Here is a 19,825-nt window from a genome sequence, read left to right as displayed (position 1 = left end):
CTCGTCTCGTTCGAGGGAGTGCCGCTTGAGCCGACCGCTGGTGGACGCCGTCCGGGCCGGGGACCACCTGGCCGTGATGACGCTGGTGGACGACGGCGCCGATCCGGACACGCCGGGCGCGGACGGGCTGCCGCTCCTGTGCGAGGCCGTCGCCGCCTTCGACTCCCCCGTCGCCGGGGTGTTGGTGGAGGGCGGGGCCGATCCCGACCGTGTGCTGCCCGATGGGACCACCCCCTTGTGGCGGGCCGTCGACAGCGGTTCCCCCGCGCTCGTCACCGCCGTTCTCGGGCGCGAGCCCCGGCTGCGGCTGGCGGAGGCCGCTCGCGAGCGGCTCCTCGCCCTGGCCAGGAACTGGCACGAGACCGGCGTGGCCGATGAGTTGAGGCGCCGCACCGGGGCGTCCGGGCCGGTGGAGACGGTACGGGTCGACGACGACCCCGACGGGTTCAACTTCACCCACCAGGTGTCCCTCGACGGCCAGTCCGTACGGGACGGCCACGCCGGCATCCTCACCGCGCTGGAGTGGGCCTTCCGGATCCTGACCCCGGTCGACGAGATCATCGCCCGGGCCGTCGCCCAGCCGGACGAGGACCACGCGACCTGGTGGGAGGTGTTGCAGGTCCTCCTCGACCGACGGAGCGAGGAGACCTGGTCTGCGGTGGTGTCCCACCGGCACCACCCCGACCCGGCGCACCGCCGCTTCGTGGCGGAGTACGTACGCGTTCGCGGGGTCGTCGCGGACGACTCGCCCTGCGCCCGCCGCGAAGGCGACTTCGTGAGCGCCTGGGCCGCCGAGGAGACCGACCCCGCGATGCTCGAAAGGGTGCTGCGGGCCCTGGACGAGTACGAGCATCCGGGACGGGAGGCCGCCGCGCTGCGCTACGCCGCCCACCCCGACGTGGTGGTACGCCGGGTGGTTCCCCTGCTCCTCTTCCCTTTCGAGGACGCCCTTCCCATGGCACCGGAGGCCCGCCGGACGCTGTGCGCCCTCCTCCATGACCCGGACGCCGAGGTACGGCTCGGCGCCTGCCGCGTGGCCGTGCGTGACGCCGGCCTCCTCCAGGACGCCGTACGGGAACTGCTCCGGCTGGCCGAGGAACCGGACCCCGAGCTGCATGCCCCTGCGGCGTCCCACCTCGCGTCCTGCCCGGACCGCACCCCCGCCGTCGCCGACGCCCTGGCCGCACTCCTGGAGCGCGACGATGCACCGACAGTGCTGGAGGCCGGCTACGGGCTCGCTCTGCGCGACGACCCCCGTACCGCAGAGGCGTACCACAGGATCCGAAGTGTCGGCGCCGTCCACGAGGACGACCACCGGTGGAGCGCGATCTGGCAGTGGGCCTGGGACAACGGCCTCATTCGGCCCGTCGACTGAGGACGCCCTCCACCCCCCGCAAGAACGTCGCGCAGACCAGCTCCGGATCGAACAGGCACCCCGCCGCCATCGCCCCGTCCCGCAGCATCACGACATGCCGCCCCGCCTCGTCGGCGGGCTCGTGACCGGCCTGGGCCAGCAGGTCCGTCACCGTCTCCAGGAACCACTGCCGGTGCGCCAGCACGGCCTGGTGGACCGGATGCGCCGGGTCCGGGTACTCCGCCACCGCGTTGAGGAACGCGCACCCCCGGAAGCCGGGCGAACGGATACCGTCGGCGATCGCCGCGGCCACCGCCCTGACCTCGTCCGCCGGGGACCCCGCGCCCTCGCGCGCGCTCGCCACCTGTGACCGGATCCCCCGGTCCGCCACGTCCAGGTAGGCGAGGACCAGTTCCTCCTTGCCCGTGAAGTGGCGGTAGAGCGTCGCCCGGGTCACCTGCGCCTCGGCGATGATCCTGTCGACTCCCACGGAGTGGATGCCCTCGGCGTAGAAGATTTTGGTCGCCGTGCCGAGCAGCCGCTCCCGCGCCTCCGACACGCCGCCCGACCTGCCCCGTTTCGCTGTGCCCTGACTCATGGCCCCGAGGCTACCAAGCCATGAGGGAGAACGTTCGGTCTTGACAGGTGTCACCCCTCGCACCTTTGATGAGTAGCAAGGAGACCGAACGTTCTCCCTCGCTATCTAGCCTTCCGGAAGGCCTGCCATGGACACCGCCCTCGCCACACCCCCCGCCACCGAAGCCTCCACCGCCCTCCGCAAGCTCTACCTGCTGCGTTTCGCCTTCGCCGCCCTCTGGGCCGCCTTGCTGTTCGCCACCGCGGACAGCCTGACGCCGGCCTCCGCCACCCTGCTCGTGATCTATCCGCTGTTCGACGTGGCCTGTGCCGTCGTCGACCTCCGCTCCGCCCGCGAGAGCGGCGGACCCGTCCGCCAGCTGTACGTGAACGTCGCGCTCAGCACCCTCACCGCCGCCGGCCTCGCCGTCGCCGCCACCTCCGGCATCCCGGCCGTGCTGCGCGTCTGGGGCGTCTGGGCGATCACCGCGGGGCTCGTGCAACTGCTCGTCGGCGCCTCCCGGCGGCGGATGGGCGGGCAGTGGGCCATGATCGCCAGTGGCGGGATCTCGACGCTCGCCGGGGCATCGTTCTTCGGGCAGGCCGGTCAGGCCGACCCCTCCCTGAGCGCCCTGGCCGGATACGCCTTCCTCGGCGGGGTGTTCTTCCTCGTCTCCGCCCTGCGCCTGGGCCGTGCCCGGCGGGCCGTCTGACGCACGCGCACGGGTGGCCGGAGCCGACAGCCGCACCCCGGGCCGGGCTCCGGCTCCGGCCACCCGCCGGTAAAGGTTTGGTTTCGGCCACCCGCCAACTCTTGCTTCCGCTCGTGTAATCGATTCCAATCCTTCGTGTAATCGATTCCACGCGGAGGTGGAACGGTCATGGCGAGCATCAAGGACGTCGCCGCCGAGGCAGGCGTCTCCGTCGCCACGGTGTCGCGCGTCCTGAACGGGCACCCCTCGGTCAGCGAGGACGCCCGCCGGCGCGTGACGGCCGCCGTGACGGCCCTGGGCTACCGCCCGAACGCCGTCGCCCGGTCCCTGCGCACCGACCAGACCCGCACGCTCGGCCTGGTCATCAGCGATGTGCTGAACCCCTACTTCACCGAGCTGGCCCGCTCCGTCGAGGAGGAGGCCCGCGCGCTCGGGTACAGCGTCATCATCGGCAACGCCGACGAGCGCCCCGACCTCCAGGACCACCACGTACGCACCCTGCTGGACCGCCGTATCGACGGGCTGCTGGTCTCCCCCACCGACGGCGGCTCCCCGGGAATGCTGGACGCCGCCCGCGCGGGGACGCCGATGGTGTTCGTCGACCGCTGGATCCCCGGCGTGGACGTCCCTGTCGTGCGCGCCGACGGACGTTCGGCCGTGCGGGACCTCGTGGCCCACCTGCACGCGCTCGGGCACCGCCGGCTCGCGATCATCGCGGGGCCCGCGGCCACCACGACCGGCCGTGAGCGCGTGGACGCCTTCCGGGAGGCCCTGGCCGCCTTCGGGCTCGAACTCCCCGACGCCTACATAGGGCAGGGCGACTTCCAGGCCGAGAGCGGGCGCCGGGTCACCGAGGGCTTCCTCGACCTGCCCGAGCCGCCCGAGGTCGTCTTCGCCGCCGACAACCTGATGGTGCTGGGCGCGCTGGACGCCGTCCGCGCGCGGGGCCTTCGGGTGCCGGACGACATCGCGCTCGCCGCGTTCGACGACATCCGCTGGTTCGTGCACACCGACCCGCCGATCACCGCCATCGCCCAGCCGACCGACGAGCTCGGCCGGGCCGCCGTACGGGCCCTGATCGACCGCGTCGAGGGGCGGACCGGCGAGTCCGTCACCCTGCCCGCCCGACTCGTGGTGCGCCGCTCCTGCGGCGCGGACCCCGCCTCGGGGCAGAACCCCACCGCAGTGCAAAGGAGCACGTCGTGAGCGATCCGGACGAACTGCTGCGCATCGAGGGCATCCGGAAGACCTTCCCGGGCGTGGTCGCGCTGGACGGCGTCGACTTCGACCTGCGCCGGGGCGAGGTCCATGTGCTGCTCGGTGAGAACGGCGCCGGGAAGAGCACCCTCATCAAGATGCTCTCCGGCGCGTACACGCCCGACGGCGGCCGGATCCTGGTCGGCGGCGAGGAGGTGCGCATCCACGGGGCGCAGGACTCCGAGCGCCTCGGGATCGCCACGATCTACCAGGAGTTCAACCTGGTCCCCGATCTGACGGTCGCCGAGAACATCTTCCTGGGGCGGCAGCCGCGCCGGTTCGGGATGATCGAACGGGGCCGGATGGAGGCCGACGCCGAGGTCCTGCTGAAGCGGGTCGGCCTCAGCGTCTCCCCCCGCGCGCGGGTGCGTGAACTCGGCATCGCGCGGCTCCAGATGGTCGAGATCGCCAAGGCGCTCAGCCTGGACGCGCGCGTGCTCATCATGGACGAGCCGACCGCCGTGCTCACCTCCGAGGAGGTCGAGACGCTGTTCGGGATCGTGCGGCGGCTGCGCGAGGACGGCGTCGGGATCGTCTTCATCACGCACCACCTGGAGGAGATCGCCGCCCTCGGCGACCGGGTCACCGTCATCCGGGACGGCCGGAGCGTCGGGCAGGTCCCCGCCTCCACGCCGGAGGACGAGCTGGTCCGGCTGATGGTGGGCCGCTCCATCGAGCAGCAGTACCCGCGCGAGAGGGCCGACGCCGGGCCGGCACTGCTCACCGTCGAGGGCCTCACCCGCGACGGCGTCTTCCACGACGTCAGCTTCGAGGTGCGCGCCGGAGAGGTGGTCGGCATCGCCGGGCTGGTCGGCGCGGGCCGTACCGAGGTGGTGCGGGCGGTGTTCGGGGCGGACCCGTACGACAAGGGCGCCGTGAAGGTCGGCGGCGCCTCGCTGAAGGGCCACGACGTCAACGCCGCCATGGCCGCCGGGATCGGGCTGATCCCCGAGGACCGCAAGGGCCAGGGGCTGGTCCTCGACCAGTCGGTGGAGGAGAACCTGGGCCTGGTGACCCTGCGGGCCGCCACGCGCGCGGGGCTCGTCGACCGCAAGGGGCAGCAGGAGGCGGCCGCTCGCATCGCGAAGCAGCTGGGCGTGCGGATGGCCGGGCTCGGCCAGCACGTGCGCACGCTCTCCGGCGGCAACCAGCAGAAGGTCGTCATCGGCAAGTGGCTGCTCGCCGACACCCGGGTGCTGATCCTCGACGAGCCCACGCGCGGGATCGACGTCGGCGCCAAGGTCGAGATCTACCAGCTCATCAACGAACTGACCGCGAACGGCGCCGCCGTCCTCATGATCTCCAGCGATCTCCCGGAGGTGCTCGGCATGAGCGACCGGGTGCTGGTGATGGCCCAGGGCCGGATCGCGGGCGAACTGTCCGCCGACGAGGCCACCCAGGACTCCGTGATGGCACTCGCCGTCAGCAACCCCACGACCGACAAGGAGGCCGCTCGTGGCCACTGACACGCTCAAGAGGAACCCGGGCGCCGGTGGCGCGACCGGCGGGCTGCGCCGCCTGCTCCTCGACAACGGCGCCCTCACCGCGCTGATCGTCCTGGTGATCGCCATGTCGGCGCTGTCGGGCGACTTCCTGACCACCGACAACCTGCTCAACGTCGGTGTGCAGGCGGCGGTGACCGCCGTCCTCGCCTTCGGCGTCACCTTCGTCATCGTCTCGGCGGGCATCGACCTGTCGGTGGGTTCGGTGGCGGCACTCTCGGCCACCGTGCTGGCCTGGTCGGCGACCTCGCACGGGGTGCCGGTCGTCATAGCGGTGCTGCTGGCGGTGGCGACCGGCATCGCGGCCGGACTCGTCAACGGCTTCCTCATCGCCTACGGCAAGCTCCCGCCGTTCATCGCGACGCTCGCGATGCTGTCGGTGGCGCGCGGTCTGTCGCTGGTGATCTCCGAGGGCTCGCCGATCCCGTTCCCGGACTCGGTCTCGCACCTCGGTGACACGCTCGGCGGCTGGCTGCCGGTGCCGGTCCTGGTGATGATCGTGATGGGCCTGATCGCCGCGTTCGTGCTGGGCCGGACCTACATCGGCCGGTCGATGTACGCGATCGGCGGCAACGAGGAGGCGGCCCGGCTGTCCGGGCTGCGGGTGAAGCGGCAGAAGCTCGCCATCTACGCGCTGTCCGGTGTGTTCGCCGCCGTCGCGGGTGTCGTGCTCGCCTCCCGGCTGTCCTCCGCCCAGCCGCAGGCCGCCGACGGCTACGAGCTGGACGCGATCGCCGCGGTCGTCATCGGCGGTGCCTCCCTCGCGGGCGGCACCGGCAAGGCGTCCGGCACGCTGATCGGCGCGCTGATCCTCGCGGTGCTGCGCAACGGCCTGAACCTGCTGAACGTCTCCGCGTTCTGGCAGCAGGTCGTCATCGGTGTCGTGATCGCGCTGGCCGTCCTCTTCGACACGCTGCGCCGCAAGGCGGGCGCCACGCCGCTCGCCGCGGGCACCGGTTCGGGCGGCGGCAAGGGCAGGCAGGCGGGGACGTACGCGCTCGCGGCCGTCGTGACCGTGGCGATCGTCGGCGCGACCTCGTTCCTGCACGACGGCTCGAAGGCGTCCGACCAGCGGATCGGGCTGTCGCTGTCGACGCTCAACAACCCCTTCTTCGTGCAGATCCGGGCGGGCGCCCAGGCGGAGGCGAAGAAGCTGGGCGTGGACCTGACCGTGACGGACGCCCAGAACGACGCCTCGCAGCAGGCCAACCAGCTGCAGAACTTCACCAGCTCCGGTGTCGGCGCGATCGTCGTCAACCCGGTGGACTCGGACGCGGCGAGCAACTCCGTGAAGGCCGCCGACAAGGCCGGCATCCCGGTCGTCGCCGTCGACCGCGGGGTCAACAACGCGAAGACCGCGACGCTCGTGGCCTCCGACAACGTGGCCGGCGGTGAGCTGGCCGCCAAGTCGATCGCCGAGAAGCTGGGCGGCAACGGCAAGATCGTGATCCTTCAGGGCCAGGCCGGCACCTCGGCCGCGCGCGAGCGGGCACAGGGCTTCGCCGCCGGCCTCAAGGCGTTCCCGGGCATCAAGGTCGTCGCCCAGCAGCCCGCCGACTTCGACCGCACCAAGGGCCTCGACGTGATGTCGAACCTGCTCCAGGCGCACCCGGACGTCCAGGGCGTCATCGCCGCCAACGACGAGATGGCCCTCGGTGCCATCAAGGCGCTGGGGTCGAAGGCCGGGAAGTCGGTGTCCGTGGTCGGCTTCGACGGCACGCCGGACGGGCTGAAGGCGGTCGAGGGCGGCTCGCTGTACGCGTCCGTCGCCCAGCAGCCGAGCCAGCTCGGGAGGATCGCCGTGGACAACGCCCTCAAGGCCCTCGACGGCGACAAGGTCGCGCAGACGGTGAAGGTGCCCGTGAAGGTGGTCACGCGGCAGAACGTGGCCGGCTTCAAGGGCTGACATCGGCCGAACGGCCCACGGGTGGGCGGCCGTTGCCGGAGCATGGATCCGGTGGCGGCCGCCCGTCCCGGCGTCATCACGGGGACCGGAATCAGGGGAGCAACCTCATGTACGACTACGACCTGCTGGTCGTGGGGTCGGCCAACGCCGACCTGGTGATCGGTGTCGAGCGCCGGCCGGACGCCGGCGAGACCGTGCTCGGCTCCGATCTGGCCGTCCACCCGGGCGGCAAGGGCGCCAACCAGGCCGTCGCGGCGGCCCGGCTCGGCGCCCGTACGGCCCTGCTCGCGCGGGTCGGCGACGACGCGTACGGCCGGCTGCTGCTGGACTCGCAGCGCGCGGCCGGCGTGGACACGGTCGGGGTGCTGGTCGGCGGTGCGCCGACCGGGGTCGCGCTGATCACCGTGGATCCGTCCGGGGACAACAGCATCGTGGTCTCCCCCGGCGCCAACGGGCGGCTCGCCCCGGCCGACGTGCGGGCCGCCGCGAGCCTGTTCCAGGCGTCGCGGGTGGTCTCGACGCAGTTGGAGATCCCGCTGGAGACCGTCGCGGAGGTCGTGCGCAGTCTGGCGGACGGCAGCCGTTTCGTGCTCAACCCGTCGCCGCCGCGGCCGTTGCCGGCCGACGTCCTGGCCGCCTGCGACCCGCTCATCGTCAACGAGCACGAGGCCCGGGTCATCCTCGGTGACGCGGCGGTCGGCGACGCCCCCGAGGACTGGGCGCGGATCCTGCTCGCCAAGGGGCCCCGTTCGGTGGTCGTGACGCTCGGCGCCGAGGGCGCGCTGGTGGCCTCCGCCGAGGGGGTCGTACGGGTGCCGGCGGTGAAGGTGCGGGCGGTGGACACGACCGGTGCGGGCGACTCGTTCACGGCGGCGCTGGCCTGGCGGCTGGGCACCGGCGCCGGCCTGGCCGAGGCGGCGGCGTACGCGGCCCGGGTCGGTGCGGTGGCGGTGACCCGGGAGGGCGCGCAGGTGTCGTTCCCGACGGCGGCGGAGGTCGAGGCGCTGTGAAGCGGGCCGGAATCCTGAACAGGGGGCTGTCCGGCGCGCTGGCCGAGCTGGGCCATGGCGACGGCGTCCTGGTGTGTGACGTGGGGATGCCGATCCCGGCGGGGCCGCGGGTCGTGGACCTGGCGTTCCGGGCCGGGGTGCCGTCGTTCGCCGAGGTGCTGGACGGGCTGCTGGCCGAGCTGGTGGTGGAGGGCGCGACGGCGGCGACGGAGGTCCGGGACGCGAACCCGGAGACGGCCGCGCTGCTCGCTCAGACGTGCCCCGCCCTGGAGCTGGTGCCGCACGAGCGGCTCAAGGAGCTGTCGGCGGGGGCGCGGCTGGTGGTGCGCACGGGTGAGGCCCGGCCGTACGCGAACGTGCTGCTGCGCTGCGGCGTCTTCTTCTGACCGGTCCCGCCGGCGGCGGAGACGTTTCGAGGGGCCCGGTCCGTCGACCGGGCCCCTCGCGTCCCCTCCCGTCAGAACCCCCGCGATCCCCCCAGATCCCCCTCCAAAGGTCCTGACGCGAAGTACGACCCGCGAGGTGCGAGGAGGGTTGCACGGTTCTTCCATGATTTTTTCCGCCGTCCTCCGCGCTTCCCTCGGCATGCCGTTCCACCTGGGCGGACGTAGCGTTTGGGGTATGCAGGAGCTGGACGAGATTCCCCTCGTGTCCCTCCAGGACGACGTGCTCGACGAGCTCGGTGACGAGGCGGTCGGGGACATCGCGCGACTGCTGGGCACGGACGAGACCGGGGCGCGGCAGGTCATCTGCACGACCGTGGCGGCGCTGTCCGGGGAGGCGGAGACGGTCGCCACCCCGCCCGGCGCCCCGCTGACCGGTGTGGCCACCGTGGGCGGTCCCGCGACCGGCGGCCTGATGGCCGGCCTGCTCGCCGAGGAGGCGGGCCCGCTGACCACCGCCGTGGCCGCCAGGACCGGGCTGCCCCGGCCGGCCGTCGCCCGGACGGTGGGCGCGCTGGTCCCGGCGGTCCTGACGGCGCTGGACCGGCGGGCGGCCGGGCGGTGAGGCCGCGGCCCCGTGACGCCGGCGCCGGAGAGCCGGTGCCGACGCCTAGGGAGGAGGGAGTCGATGCGGCGCATCGGCGACCGACGACAACGCGGCGAGGCGCGGTGCCAGACACCGGGAGCCCGGCCTGATCGGCAAGACACCCCCTAGGTCGTGTCCGTAAAGTCCCGTCGTTCGCCCGCAGGGCGGGCCGAGCGGTGTCCGGTGCGTGCTCTCGGCGTGCCGGACGGGCTCCCGCGTACTGGTTGTACGCGGGTGGCCGGCCGGTGCGGCGAGAGTGCGTGCCGGGCACCGGGCGGCAGGCGGGACTTTGCGGACACGACCTAGGGCAGGCGCGTGCCTCAGACGGCGTGCCGGGTGAAGCGCTCCACCGTCTCCGCCAGCACCTCCCGGCCGTCGCGGGCCCACAGGGCGTCGTTGAACAGCTCCACCTCGATGGGCCCGGTGTAGCCGGCGGCCTCCACGAGCTCCCGCCAGCGGCGCAGGTCGACCGAGCCGTCGCCGAGCTGGCCCCGGCCGTTGAGGACGCCGGCGGGCAGCGGGGTGACCCAGTCGGCGAGCTGGAAGGTGTGGATACGGCCGCCCGCGCCCGCCCGGGCGATCTGCGCGGGCGCGTCCTCGTCCCACCAGACGTGGTACGTGTCCACGGTGACGCCGACCTGCCGCGCCGGGAAGCGTTCCGCGAGGTCCAGGGCCTGGGCGAGGGTCGACACGACACAGCGGTCGGCGGCGAACATCGGGTGCAGCGGTTCGACGGCCAGCTTCACGCCGTGCGCCTCGGCGTACGGCCCGAGCTCGGCCAGGGCGTCGGCGACGCGCTCCCGTGCGCCCGGCAGGTCGCGGGAGCCGGCGGGCAGGCCGCCGGAGACCAGCACGAGGACGTCCGTGCCCAGGGTGGCCGCCTCGCCGACGGCCCGCCGGTTGTCGTCCAGGGCCCGGGCGCGCCCGGCCGGGTCGGTGGCGGTGAGGAAGCCGCCCCGGCACAGGGTGGTGACGGTCAGGCCGGCGTCCCGGACGAGCTTGGCGGCCGCCTCCACGCCGTACTCCTGGACCGGTTCGCGCCACAGGCCGACGCCCGGGACGCCGAGGTCGCGGCAGGCGGCGACCAGGTCGGGGAGCGGGAGCTGCTTGACGGTCATCTGGTTGACGCTGAAGCGGGCGAGGTCGCTCACGGGGTCACTCCGTACAGGGACAGCAGGGTCCTCATCCGGTCCTCGGCCCGCTTCGGGTCGGGGAACAGGCCGAGGCGGTCGGCGAGTTCGTAGGCGCGGGCGAGATGGGGCAGGGAGCGCGCGGACTGCAGGCCGCCGACCATCGTGAAGTGGGACTGGTGGCCGGCCAGCCACGCCAGGAACACCACACCGGTCTTGTAGAAGCGGGTGGGTGCCTGGAAGAGGTGGCGGGCCAGCTCGACGGTCGGGTCGAGGAGGGCGCGGAAGCCGTCCCGGTCGCCGGTGTCGAGGACGCGGACCGCCTGCGCGGCGAGCGGTCCGAGCGGGTCGAAGACGCCGAGCAGGGCGTGGCTGAAGCCGTGGTCGTCGCCCGCGATCAGCTCGGGGTAGTGGAAGTCGTCGCCGGTGTAGCAGCGCACGCCCTTCGGGAGGCGGCGGCGCAGCTCGACCTCGCGCCGGGCGTCCAGGAGGGAGACCTTGATGCCGTCGACCTTGTCGGGGTGGGCGGCGATCACCTGGAGGAAGGTGTCGGTGGCGGCGTCGAGGTCCGCCGAGCCCCAGTAACCGTCGAGGGCGGGGTCGAACATGGGGCCCAGCCAGTGCAGGATCACCGGGTCGGCGGCCTGGCGGAGCAGGTGGCCGTAGACCGTGAAGTAGTCCTCGGGGCCGCGGGCGGTGGCGGCGAGGGCGCGGGAGGCCATCAGGATCGCCTGGGCGCCGGACTCCTCGACCAGCGCGAGCTGCTCCTCGTACGCGGCGCGGACCTCGGGGAGGGCCTTCGGGCCGCCGGTGAGCTGATCGGTGCCCACCCCGCAGGCGATACGGCCGCCGGCCGCCCGGGCCTCGGCGGCGCTGCGGCGGATCAGTTCGGCCGCGCCCGCCCAGTCCAGGCCCATCCCGCGCTGGGCGGTGTCCATGGCCTCGGCGACGCCGAGCCCGTGGGACCACAGGTGCCGGCGGAAGGCGAGGGTGGCGTCCCAGTCGACGGCGGCCGGGGAGTCGGGGGTGGTGTCGGCGTACGGGTCGGCGACGACGTGGGCGGCGGCGAGGACCGTACGGGAGGCGAAGGGGGCGCCCGGGGCGAGGGCGAGGGGCTCGGTGCGGGGCTGGTAGGCGCGCAGGGCACCGCGCGCGCCGGGCAGGTGGAGGGTCACAGGGTGATCTCCGGTACGTCGAGGCGGCGGCCCTCGGCGGAGGACCTCAGGGCCAGTTCGGCGAGCTGGACGCCGCGGGCTCCGGCCAGCAGGTCCCAGTGGTAGGGGGCGTCGGCGTAGACGTGCTTGAGGAACAGCTCCCACTGGGCCTTGAAGCCGTTGTCGAACTCCTCGTTGTCGGGGACCTCCTGCCACTGGTCGCGGAAGGAGTACGCGGCCGGGACGTCCGGGTTCCAGACCGGCCTCGGGGTGGTGCCGCGGTGCTGGACGCGGCAGCGGCGCAGTCCGGCGACGGCCGAGCCCTCGGTGCCGTCGACCTGGAACTCGACGAGTTCGTCCCGGTTGACGCGCACGGTCCAGCTGGAGTTGATCTGGGCGACGACGCCGCCCTCGAGTTCGAAGATGCCGTAGGCAGCGTCGTCGGCGGTGGCGTCGTACGGCTTGCCGTTCTCGTCCCAGCGCTGCGGGACGTGGGTGGTGGCGAGGGCCTGGACGCTCGTGACCCGGCCGAACAGCTCGTGCAGCACGTACTCCCAGTGCGGGAACATGTCGACGACGATGCCGCCGCCGTCCTCGGCGCGGTAGTTCCAGGACGGGCGCTGGGCCTCCTGCCAGTCGCCCTCGAAGACCCAGTAGCCGAACTCGCCGCGCACGGACAGGATCCGGCCGAGGAAGCCGCCGTCGATGAGGCGCTTGAGCTTGCGCAGGCCCGGCAGGAAGAGCTTGTCCTGGACGACGCCGTGCCGGACGCCGGCCGCGGTCGCGAGCCGGGCGAGTTCCAGGGCGCCCGCCGGCCCGGTGGCCGTCGGCTTCTCGGTGTAGACGTGCTTGCCCGCGGTGATCGCCTTGCGCAGGGCCTCCTCGCGGGCGGAGGTCACCTGGGCGTCGAAGTAGATGTCGACGGTCGGGTCGGCTAGGACCGCGTCGAGGTCGGTGGAGACGTGCGCCGGGTCCAGTCCGTGCTGCTCGGCGAGGGCCTTCAGGGCGTGCTCGCGGCGGCCGACCAGGACCGGTTCCGGCCACAGCACGGTGCCGTCGCCCAGGTCGAGGCCGCCCTGTCCGCGGAGGGCCAGGATCGAGCGGACCAGGTGCTGGCGGTGGCCCATGCGCCCGGTCACACCGTTCATGGCGATACGCACCGTCCTGCGTGTCACGTCGTTCCCTTCGAGAGGTGCCGTGCGCGGCGTTCCTGCGCGTCCGTCGCGCGGGTGCGCGCACCGCGTACGTGTTCCTGCGCGGAGCGTCACAGCAAGCGCTTTCTGCACGGTGAAGCTAGCCCGCGGGCAGCGGTGGAGACAAGACCGTGACGGGGTTGAGTTGTTCGAGGGGACGAACAACCGGGGTGGTTGGCCTTAGGGTCTGCTCGACATACACGGAACCGCGGCCGCGATCGGCCTGTCTACGAGGGGGCGGCCCGGAGCACGGGCGGCCCACGGGGGGTTCCACGACATGCGCGACCGGAGGACGACGAGATGACGGTGACCCTGGCGGACGTGGCGGCCCGCGCCCAGGTCTCGCCCGCGACGGTGTCGCGCGTACTGAACGGCAACTATCCCGTCGCCGCCTCCACCCGCGAGCGGGTGCTGCGCGCGGTGGACGAGCTGGACTACGTGCTGAACGGCCCCGCCAGCTCGCTGGCCGCCGCCACCTCCGATCTGGTCGGCATCCTCGTCCACGACATCGCCGACCCGTTCTTCGGGATCATGGCGAGCGCGATCCAGTCGGAGATCGGCGGCCCCGGCGGCCGGGCGGGCGGCGAGCGGCTCGCGGTCGTCTGCAACACGGGCGGGTCGCCGGAGCGCGAACTGACCTATCTCACCCTGCTCCAGCGGCAGCGGGCGGCCGCGGTGGTGCTGACCGGCGGTGCCGTGGAGAGCGCGCCGCACGCGGAGGCCGTCGCGGCGAAGCTGCGCAAGCTGTCGGACGCCGGCACCCGGGTGGTGCTGTGCGGGCGGCCGCCCGCTCCGGACACCGGCGCGATCGCGCTGGCCTTCGACAACCGCGGCGGCGCCCGCGAGCTGACCGAGCATCTGATCGGGCTCGGGCACCGGCGGCTCGGGTACATCGCGGGACCGCTGGAGCGCACGACCACCCGGCACCGGCTGGAGGGCCACCGGGCCGCGCTGGAGGCGCACGGCATACCGGTGGACGACCGCCTGATCGTGCACGGCCGCTACGACCGGCAGTCCGGCTACGAGGCGACGCTGGAACTGCTGCGCCGCGACACGTCCCTGACGGCCGTGGTCGCCGCGAACGACTCCGTCGCGCTGGGCGCCTGCGCGGCCCTGCGGGACTCCGGCCTGCGCATCCCGGACGACGTCTCGGTGGCCGGCTTCGACGACCTGCCGTTCGGCATCGACGCGGCGCCCTCCCTCACGACGGTCCGCCTCCCGCTCTCCGACGCGGGCGCCCGCGCGGGCCGTATCGCGATGGGCCGCGAGGAGCCGCCGCCGGGCGACCTGGCGACGGTCCGCGGGGAACTGATGGTGCGGGGGTCCTCCGGGATGCCGCGAGGCTGAGGCGGTACGCCGCGCCCCGGCGCGGCGCGTCCGCGGCCGGATGTGTGGACCTCGTTTCCCTGGCAAGGTGAGGTACATGAAGCTGGCGTTCTCCACCCTCGGCGTCCCCGGTCTCCCCCTCCCCGACGTGCTGCGGCTCGCGACCGCGCACGGCTACCACGGCGTGGAGCTGCGCGCCCACCCCGAGGAGCCGGTGCATCCGGGCCTCGGGCCCGGTGAACGGGCCGATGTGGCCGCCGAGTTCAAGGCGGCCGGCGTGGAGCCGCTGGCCGTCGCCGGGTACACGCGGATCGCGGCACCCGGGGACGACGGGCCGGTCATCGAGGAGGTGCGCACGCTCGTCGACCTCGCCCACGACATCGGCGCGCCCTACGTACGGATCTTCCCCGGCGCCGACCCGGAGCAGACCTCCGAGGCCACGGACGCGATCGCCGCGCGGCGGCTCGGCACGGCGGCGGAGTACGCCGCGGACAGCGGGGTGCGCGTCCTGCTGGAGACCCACGACTCGCACCGGGCGGCCGCCGACGCGATGCGGGTGCTGGGCCTGGTCGGGCACCGCAACGTGGGCGCGCTGTGGGACGTCATGCACACCTGGCTGGCCGGTGAGCAGCCCGCGGAGAGCTACGCGGCGCTCGCCCCCCACCTGGGGTACGTCCAGGTCAAGGACATCGCGAGCGCCGACGACACGGCTCCGCTGCCGCTCGGCGCCGGGGTGCTGCCGCTCGCCGAGTGCGTCGAGGTGCTGTCCCGGCACGGCTGGGACGGCTGGCTGTGCTGGGAGTACGAGAAGCGGTGGCACGAGGACGCCGCCCCGCTGGAGGGCCTGCTCGACCGGGGCCGCGACCATCTGTCCCGGCTGCTGAACGAGTCCGCGTAGGCGGGAGGGGTGCCTGCCTCGATGCCGGACGGGTGCCTGCCTTAATTCGGTGGCCGGGCTTCGAGGGGCGCTATAACGTACCCCCTCGTGCCTGACCCCGCCCCCCGCCCCGCCCTGCCGTCATGAGCCTCACGCGTGCCCTGATCGACGTGGGGCCCCTGCGCGGTTCCCCCGTCTTCCGGCGGCTGCTGATCGGGCGGACGGTGTCCATGCTCGGCGGCTTCATGACCATGGTGACCGTGCTCTACCAGGTCTGGGACATGACGCACAGCGCCGTCTGGAGCGGCGCGGTCGGTCTCGCGCAGGTGGTGCCCATGGTCGTCGTGGGGCTGCTCGCCGGATCGTGGGTGGACCGGGGCGACCGGCGCCGCATCTATCTGACGGCCACCGTCGGCCAGGCGGTCTGCGCGCTGCTGCTGGCGGTGCAGGGCTTCACCGGGCACGTCCCGGTGATCGGGGTCCTCGTGCTCGTGGCCGCCGGTTCCTGCTTCGGGGCGATCGGCGGCCCGGCGGCGGGGGTGTTCGTGCCGCGGCTGCTGCCGAAGGAGCAGGTGGCGGCCGGGCTGGCCCTCAACCAGGTCTCCGGCCAGTCGATGATGCTGCTGGGCCCGGCGGTGGGCGGCCTGTTCCTCGGCTGGTTCGGCGTCGGCGCCTGCTATCTGATCGACGCCCTGACCTTCGTGTTCGCCTTCTACGGCGCCTTCGGGCTGCCCGCGCTGCCGCCCGAGGGCGAGCCGTCGCGGGCGGGGGTGCACGGCGTCCTGGACGGCCTGCGCTTCCTGGCCGGGCACCGCGTGGTGCGCGGCGCGCTGATCACCGACCTGGCGGCCACTGTGCTGGCGATGCCGGTCAGCCTCTTCCCGCTCGTCAACGCGGAGCGCTTCGGCGGCGATCCCCGCACGCTCGGCCTGTTCATGTCGGCCGTGGCGGTCGGCGGTGTCACGGCGACGGCGCTGTCGGGTCCGGTCACCCGGCTGGGCCGTCCCGGCCTCGTGATGCTGTGCGGGGCCGGCACCTGGGGTGTGGCGCTGGCCCTGTTCGGCCTGGTGGGCGACCCGTGGACGGGGCTCGGGCTGCTGGCGGTGGCGGGCGGCGCCGACTCCCTGTCCGTGGTCTCCCGTGTCACGATCGTGCAGACCCGGACCCCGGACGCCTTGCTGGGCCGGGTCACGGCGGCCGAGCAGATCGTCGGCCAGGGCGGCCCGCACCTCGGCAACATGCGCGGCGGACTGGTCGCCGGCTGGACGTCCGGGGCGACCGCCCTCGTCCTCGGCGGCGTGCTGTGCGTGCTGGCGGTGACGTACGTCGGGGCGAGCACGCCGGAGCTGCGGGACGGCGTCCCGTCCGAGGACTGACCGGCTCCTGGACGGCTCGTCCGCCCCACCCGCCACCGGCGTCCCGACTTCGCGGACGGTGCCCGTTCCCGGGAACCCAGCCCCTTCGCCCCTCGTCCAAAGGGCAGGCTGCCGGAAGAGTCACCGTGGCGCGGTGTCGGCCTCGCTGCTGGCTGCGATCGCCGACCACCCTCTCCAGCCGTGCCGCGGCCGGCAGCACGCCGTCATCGGCGCGCCCCCCTCCAACTGCGCCGATGGCGGCCCCTCTTCGATTACGGTCCATTCCCTTGACTGGCAGAAACTTCCTGGATATTGGTGACTCCTTGGAAGTTTCCTTCACAGCGCCACCTCCGGAAGGAGCGCACGTGCCCGACACCAGCACGGGAAGCGACACCAGCATGGGAAGCACCGCATCGCCGTCGAGACGCCTGGTCCTGGCGGCCACCGCCGGGATCACCGGCGCCCTGGCCCTCGGCGGCACCGCGCACGCCGCCCCGCACGACGACAGGCGGTTGCGCGCCCTCATCGACCGGATGACGCTGCCCGAGAAGGTCGGGCAGCTCTTCGTCATGCGGGTCTACGGCCACTCCGCCACCGACCCGGACCAGGCGGACATCGACGCCAACCTCCAGGAGATCGGCGTGCGCACGGCCGCCGAACTGCTCGCGAAGTACCGGGTCGGCGGCATCATCTACTTCACCTGGGCGCACAACACCCGCGACCCGCACCAGATCGCCGGTCTGTCGAACGGCATCCAGAAGGCGTCGCTCGCCCAGCCGCGCGGTCTGCCCGTGCTCATCTCCACCGACCAGGAGCACGGCATCGTGTGCCGGGTCGGGGAGCCGGCCACGCTCTTCCCCGGCGCCATGGCCGTCGGCGCCGGCGGTTCCCGCTCCGACGCCCGCACCCTCGGCCGGCTCGCCGGTGCGGAGCTGCGGGCGCTGGGCATCCGGCAGAACTACTCGCCCGTCGCCGACGTCAACGTCAACCCGGCGAACCCGGTCATCGGCGTGCGCTCCTTCGGCTCCGAGCCGGACGCGGTGGCCGGCCTGGTCGCCGCCGAGGTGGCCGGGTACCAGCACGCGCGTCAGGTCGCGTCGACCGCCAAGCACTTCCCCGGCCACGGCGACACCGCCGTCGACAGCCACACCGGCTTCCCGGTCATCACGCACAGCCGGGAGGAGTGGGAGAGGCTGGACGCGCCGCCGTTCCGGGCCGCCGTCCGCGCCGGCATCGACTCGATCATGACCGCGCACCTCATGGTCCCGGCCCTCGACGACTCCGGCGACCCGGCCACCCTCTCCCACCCGATCCTCACCGGCATCCTGCGCGAGGAACTCGGCTACGACGGACTGGTGGTGACGGACTCGCTGGGCATGGAGGGCGTGCGCACCAAGTACGGCGACGACCGGGTCCCGGTGCTCGCGCTCAAGGCGGGCGTGGACCAGCTGCTGAACCCGCCGAACCTGGACGTGGCGTGGAACGCGGTCCTGAAGGCCGTGCAGGACGGCGAGCTGACCGAGGCCCGGCTCGACGAATCGATCCTGCGCATCCTGCGCCTGAAGGCGAAGCTCGGACTGTTCGACGACCCGTACGTCAGCCAGGCGGGTGTGGACCGCAACGTCGGCACGCCGGCCCATCTCAAAGCCGCCGACCGCATCGCCGAGCGCACCACGACCCTGCTGGTCAACGAGGGGTCGCTGCTGCCGCTGTCGCGCCGGTCCCACCGCAAGGTGCTGGTCGTCGGCGCCGACCCGGCCTCCCCGTCCGGGACGACGGGCCCGCCGACCGGTGTGCTCGCGGCGGCCCTGACCGAGCTGGGCTTCACGGCGACCGCCCTGTCGACCGGCACGGCGCCGTCCGCGGCGACCGTCGCGCGGGCGGTGGAGGCGGCCCGCGAGGCGGACGCGGTGGTGGTCGGCACGTACAACGTCACGGCGTCCAGTACTCAGAAGACACTCGTCGAACAGTTGCTCGCCACCGGGAAGCCGGTGGTCGCGGTCGCCGTCCGCAACCCCTACGACGTGGCCCATCTGCCCGGCGTGAAGGCCTTCCTGGCGGCCTACTCGTGGACGGACGTCGAACTGCGGGCCGCGGCCCGGGTGATCGCCGGGCGGGTGGCCCCGCGCGGCAGGCTGCCCGTGCCGGTGCAGCGCGCGGACGACCCGGCCCAGGTGCTGTTCCCGGTCGGCCACGGGCTGTCGTACCGAGGCCACTGAACCGCTGACGCATCAGACGTAGCGCCCGTACGTCACACAACGGGCGCACTCGTTACCGACCGGCGCAAAGGACCCCGTATGTCTGGCGTGCACCCGCTGTCGCGGGTCACGCTGGACCGGGGGTACCGGGGGGTGCGATGCGTGGAGGACCAGGTGGGGCGGCCGTGTGCACGGCGGCGGCGCTGCTCGCCGCGCTGCTGACGGGGTGCCAGGGGCCGACGGCGTCCCCGGAGGACGGCCCGCCGGGCACGAGCGCCACCGCGCCGGTGCCCGGTGGGCACAGGGCGGTGTTCCTCGCGGTGGACGAGTGCAGTTCGTTCGGCCGGACCAGCTTCACCGAGGTGCCGTGCGCGAGCGAGCGGGCGGCCGCGCGGGTCGTGGCCCGGCACGACGGCACCGTCCGCGGCGGCCCGCCGTGCCCGGGGACCACCGACTTCGTCCTGCACATCAGCGCCCAGGACCGGACCTCCGACGAGGACGGCGACGGCGCCGTCCCGCAGGGCTACGCCTGCATGCGCAACCTCACCCCGCCCCACCCGGGCGACCCCGGCGGCGGGGGCGGCCCTCGCACGATCGTCGGCGACTGCGTCTACGGCTCGGGCGACGGGCAGGTCCGGGAGACGGCCTGCGACGGCGAGGGCGAGCACGAGCCGGGCTACAAGGTGACGCGGACCGTGGACAGACGGTCCCGGTGCCCCTCGTCGACCGCCCTCTACGTGAAGGTGGGCGGCGAGAAGCCGGTCGGCTGCGCCCGGCGGATGTGAGGGCGGCCCGCGCCGCCGGTCAGCACAGGATCCAGCCCTTGCTCACCGAGTCGCCGCCCACCTTGCCCTTCACCCACACGCAGCGGTTCCCGGCGTGGACGGTCACCGGTCCGGCCCGTCGGGTGTACCGGCCCTCGTCCGTGACCGGGTTGGCCCGGTAGGCCCGCACGCTGACCATCATGCGCTGCTTGCGCCCGGGGCTCTTCGGCAGCGTGATCGCGCAGACGTAGCCGTTCTTCTTGTACACGTACAGCGTCCCGGTGGAGAACGGATACGTCCTGACCTTGCGTCCCTCGCAACGGCTCGGCGCGGCGTGCGCCTGTGCCGGAACGGCGATCGCGAGCAGCCCGGACGCGGTCACCAGCGCCAGGCAGACAGCCAGTCGTCGGCGTATACCACCCTTGTCCACTGTGAAGTCCTCCCCGTACACCGGCGATGAGCGTACTGGTGTACGGACGCC

At 73.4% G+C, this 19,825-nt stretch carries 18 protein-coding genes; 13 read left to right on the top strand and 5 right to left on the bottom strand.

What is annotated here, in order from left to right; translation table 11 throughout:
• Positions 1–25: 25 nt before the first annotated feature.
• Positions 26–1,375, top strand: coding sequence for a HEAT repeat domain-containing protein (locus ADL34_RS20205; protein WP_062670164.1), 1,350 nt, complete (start codon positions 26–28; stop codon positions 1,373–1,375).
• Here ADL34_RS20205 and ADL34_RS20200 read toward each other — a convergent pair.
• The gene (locus tag ADL34_RS20200; RefSeq protein WP_062670166.1) at positions 1,356–1,952 is read right to left on the bottom strand and encodes a TetR/AcrR family transcriptional regulator; all 597 of its coding nucleotides are present in this window, start codon (positions 1,950–1,952) and stop codon (positions 1,356–1,358) included. The genes ADL34_RS20205 and ADL34_RS20200 overlap by 20 nt on opposite strands.
• A 127-nt stretch (positions 1,953–2,079) precedes the next feature.
• On the opposite strand from ADL34_RS20200, the gene ADL34_RS20195 reads away from it, so the two are divergent.
• The 7 genes from ADL34_RS20195 (at position 2,080) to ADL34_RS20165 (ending at position 9,326) form a co-directional block, all read left to right on the top strand.
• Positions 2,080–2,643 carry a hypothetical protein gene (locus tag ADL34_RS20195; protein ID WP_062670168.1) on the top strand — a complete coding sequence of 188 codons (564 nt, stop codon included), beginning with the start codon at positions 2,080–2,082 and terminating at the stop codon, positions 2,641–2,643.
• A 168-nt stretch (positions 2,644–2,811) separates the two neighbouring features.
• A complete protein-coding gene (locus tag ADL34_RS20190; RefSeq protein WP_062670170.1) occupies positions 2,812–3,849 on the top strand; it encodes a LacI family DNA-binding transcriptional regulator in 1,038 nt (345 codons plus the stop codon).
• Complete coding sequence (locus ADL34_RS20185) at positions 3,846–5,366, top strand: sugar ABC transporter ATP-binding protein (protein WP_062670172.1); 1,521 nt, start codon at positions 3,846–3,848, stop codon at positions 5,364–5,366. The genes ADL34_RS20190 and ADL34_RS20185 overlap by 4 nt, the downstream gene beginning before the upstream one ends.
• Positions 5,356–7,308 (top strand): substrate-binding domain-containing protein, encoded by a 1,953-nt coding sequence (locus ADL34_RS20180; RefSeq protein WP_062670174.1) that lies wholly within the window; start codon positions 5,356–5,358, stop codon positions 7,306–7,308. The genes ADL34_RS20185 and ADL34_RS20180 overlap by 11 nt, the downstream gene beginning before the upstream one ends.
• A 107-nt stretch (positions 7,309–7,415) precedes the next feature.
• Positions 7,416–8,318: a ribokinase gene (locus ADL34_RS20175; RefSeq protein WP_062670176.1), complete on the top strand. Its 903-nt coding sequence runs from the start codon at positions 7,416–7,418 to the stop codon at positions 8,316–8,318.
• Entirely contained in the window at positions 8,315–8,704 is a 390-nt protein-coding gene (gene rbsD, locus ADL34_RS20170) for a D-ribose pyranase (protein WP_062670178.1), read from the top strand. Before ADL34_RS20175 ends, rbsD begins: the two co-directional genes overlap by 4 nt.
• Before the next feature lie 235 nt (positions 8,705–8,939).
• On the top strand, positions 8,940–9,326 hold the full coding sequence (locus ADL34_RS20165) for a DUF937 domain-containing protein (protein ID WP_062670180.1): 387 nt from the start codon (positions 8,940–8,942) through the stop codon (positions 9,324–9,326).
• Between the two features lie 341 nt (positions 9,327–9,667).
• Here ADL34_RS20165 and ADL34_RS20160 read toward each other — a convergent pair whose 3' ends face one another.
• Genes ADL34_RS20160 through ADL34_RS20150 form a run of 3 tightly spaced genes read right to left on the bottom strand, consistent with a single transcriptional unit; the run spans position 9,668 to position 12,806 of the window.
• The gene (locus ADL34_RS20160) at positions 9,668–10,498 is read right to left on the bottom strand and encodes a sugar phosphate isomerase/epimerase family protein (RefSeq protein WP_062670182.1); all 831 of its coding nucleotides are present in this window, start codon (positions 10,496–10,498) and stop codon (positions 9,668–9,670) included.
• Positions 10,495–11,652, bottom strand: a complete 1,158-nt coding sequence (locus ADL34_RS20155; protein ID WP_062670184.1) for a dihydrodipicolinate synthase family protein — start codon at positions 11,650–11,652, stop codon at positions 10,495–10,497. Before ADL34_RS20155 ends, ADL34_RS20160 begins: the two co-directional genes overlap by 4 nt.
• On the bottom strand, positions 11,649–12,806 hold the full coding sequence (locus tag ADL34_RS20150) for a Gfo/Idh/MocA family protein (protein WP_062670186.1): 1,158 nt from the start codon (positions 12,804–12,806) through the stop codon (positions 11,649–11,651). The genes ADL34_RS20155 and ADL34_RS20150 overlap by 4 nt, the downstream gene beginning before the upstream one ends.
• A 318-nt stretch (positions 12,807–13,124) precedes the next feature.
• Here ADL34_RS20150 and ADL34_RS20145 point away from each other — a divergent pair, with 318 nt between their 5' ends.
• The 5 genes from ADL34_RS20145 to ADL34_RS20125 all read left to right on the top strand — a co-directional run bounded on the left by ADL34_RS20145 (position 13,125) and on the right by ADL34_RS20125 (position 19,365).
• On the top strand, positions 13,125–14,171 hold the full coding sequence (locus tag ADL34_RS20145) for a LacI family DNA-binding transcriptional regulator (protein ID WP_062670187.1): 1,047 nt from the start codon (positions 13,125–13,127) through the stop codon (positions 14,169–14,171).
• Positions 14,172–14,247: 76 nt separating this feature from the next.
• Positions 14,248–15,048 (top strand): sugar phosphate isomerase/epimerase family protein, encoded by an 801-nt coding sequence (locus ADL34_RS20140; protein WP_062670189.1) that lies wholly within the window; start codon positions 14,248–14,250, stop codon positions 15,046–15,048.
• A 122-nt stretch (positions 15,049–15,170) separates the two neighbouring features.
• The gene (locus tag ADL34_RS20135) at positions 15,171–16,403 is read left to right on the top strand and encodes an MFS transporter (RefSeq protein WP_062670191.1); all 1,233 of its coding nucleotides are present in this window, start codon (positions 15,171–15,173) and stop codon (positions 16,401–16,403) included.
• Positions 16,404–16,780: 377 nt separating this feature from the next.
• A complete protein-coding gene (locus ADL34_RS20130; protein WP_062670290.1) occupies positions 16,781–18,601 on the top strand; it encodes a glycoside hydrolase family 3 protein in 1,821 nt (606 codons plus the stop codon).
• 137 nt (positions 18,602–18,738) lie between these two features.
• A complete protein-coding gene (locus ADL34_RS20125) occupies positions 18,739–19,365 on the top strand; it encodes a hypothetical protein (RefSeq protein WP_062670193.1) in 627 nt (208 codons plus the stop codon).
• Positions 19,366–19,384: 19 nt separating this feature from the next.
• Here the strand turns inward: ADL34_RS20125 and ADL34_RS20120 are convergent, their stop codons facing one another.
• Complete coding sequence (locus ADL34_RS20120; protein WP_079034295.1) at positions 19,385–19,774, bottom strand: hypothetical protein; 390 nt, start codon at positions 19,772–19,774, stop codon at positions 19,385–19,387.
• Between the last annotated feature and the right edge of the window lie 51 nt (positions 19,775–19,825).

This window comes from Streptomyces sp. NRRL WC-3605, from assembly GCF_001509795.1.
In the GTDB taxonomy this organism is placed as follows: domain Bacteria; phylum Actinomycetota; class Actinomycetes; order Streptomycetales; family Streptomycetaceae; genus Streptomyces; species Streptomyces viridochromogenes.
This window is presented reverse-complemented; position numbering and strand designations above follow the sequence as displayed.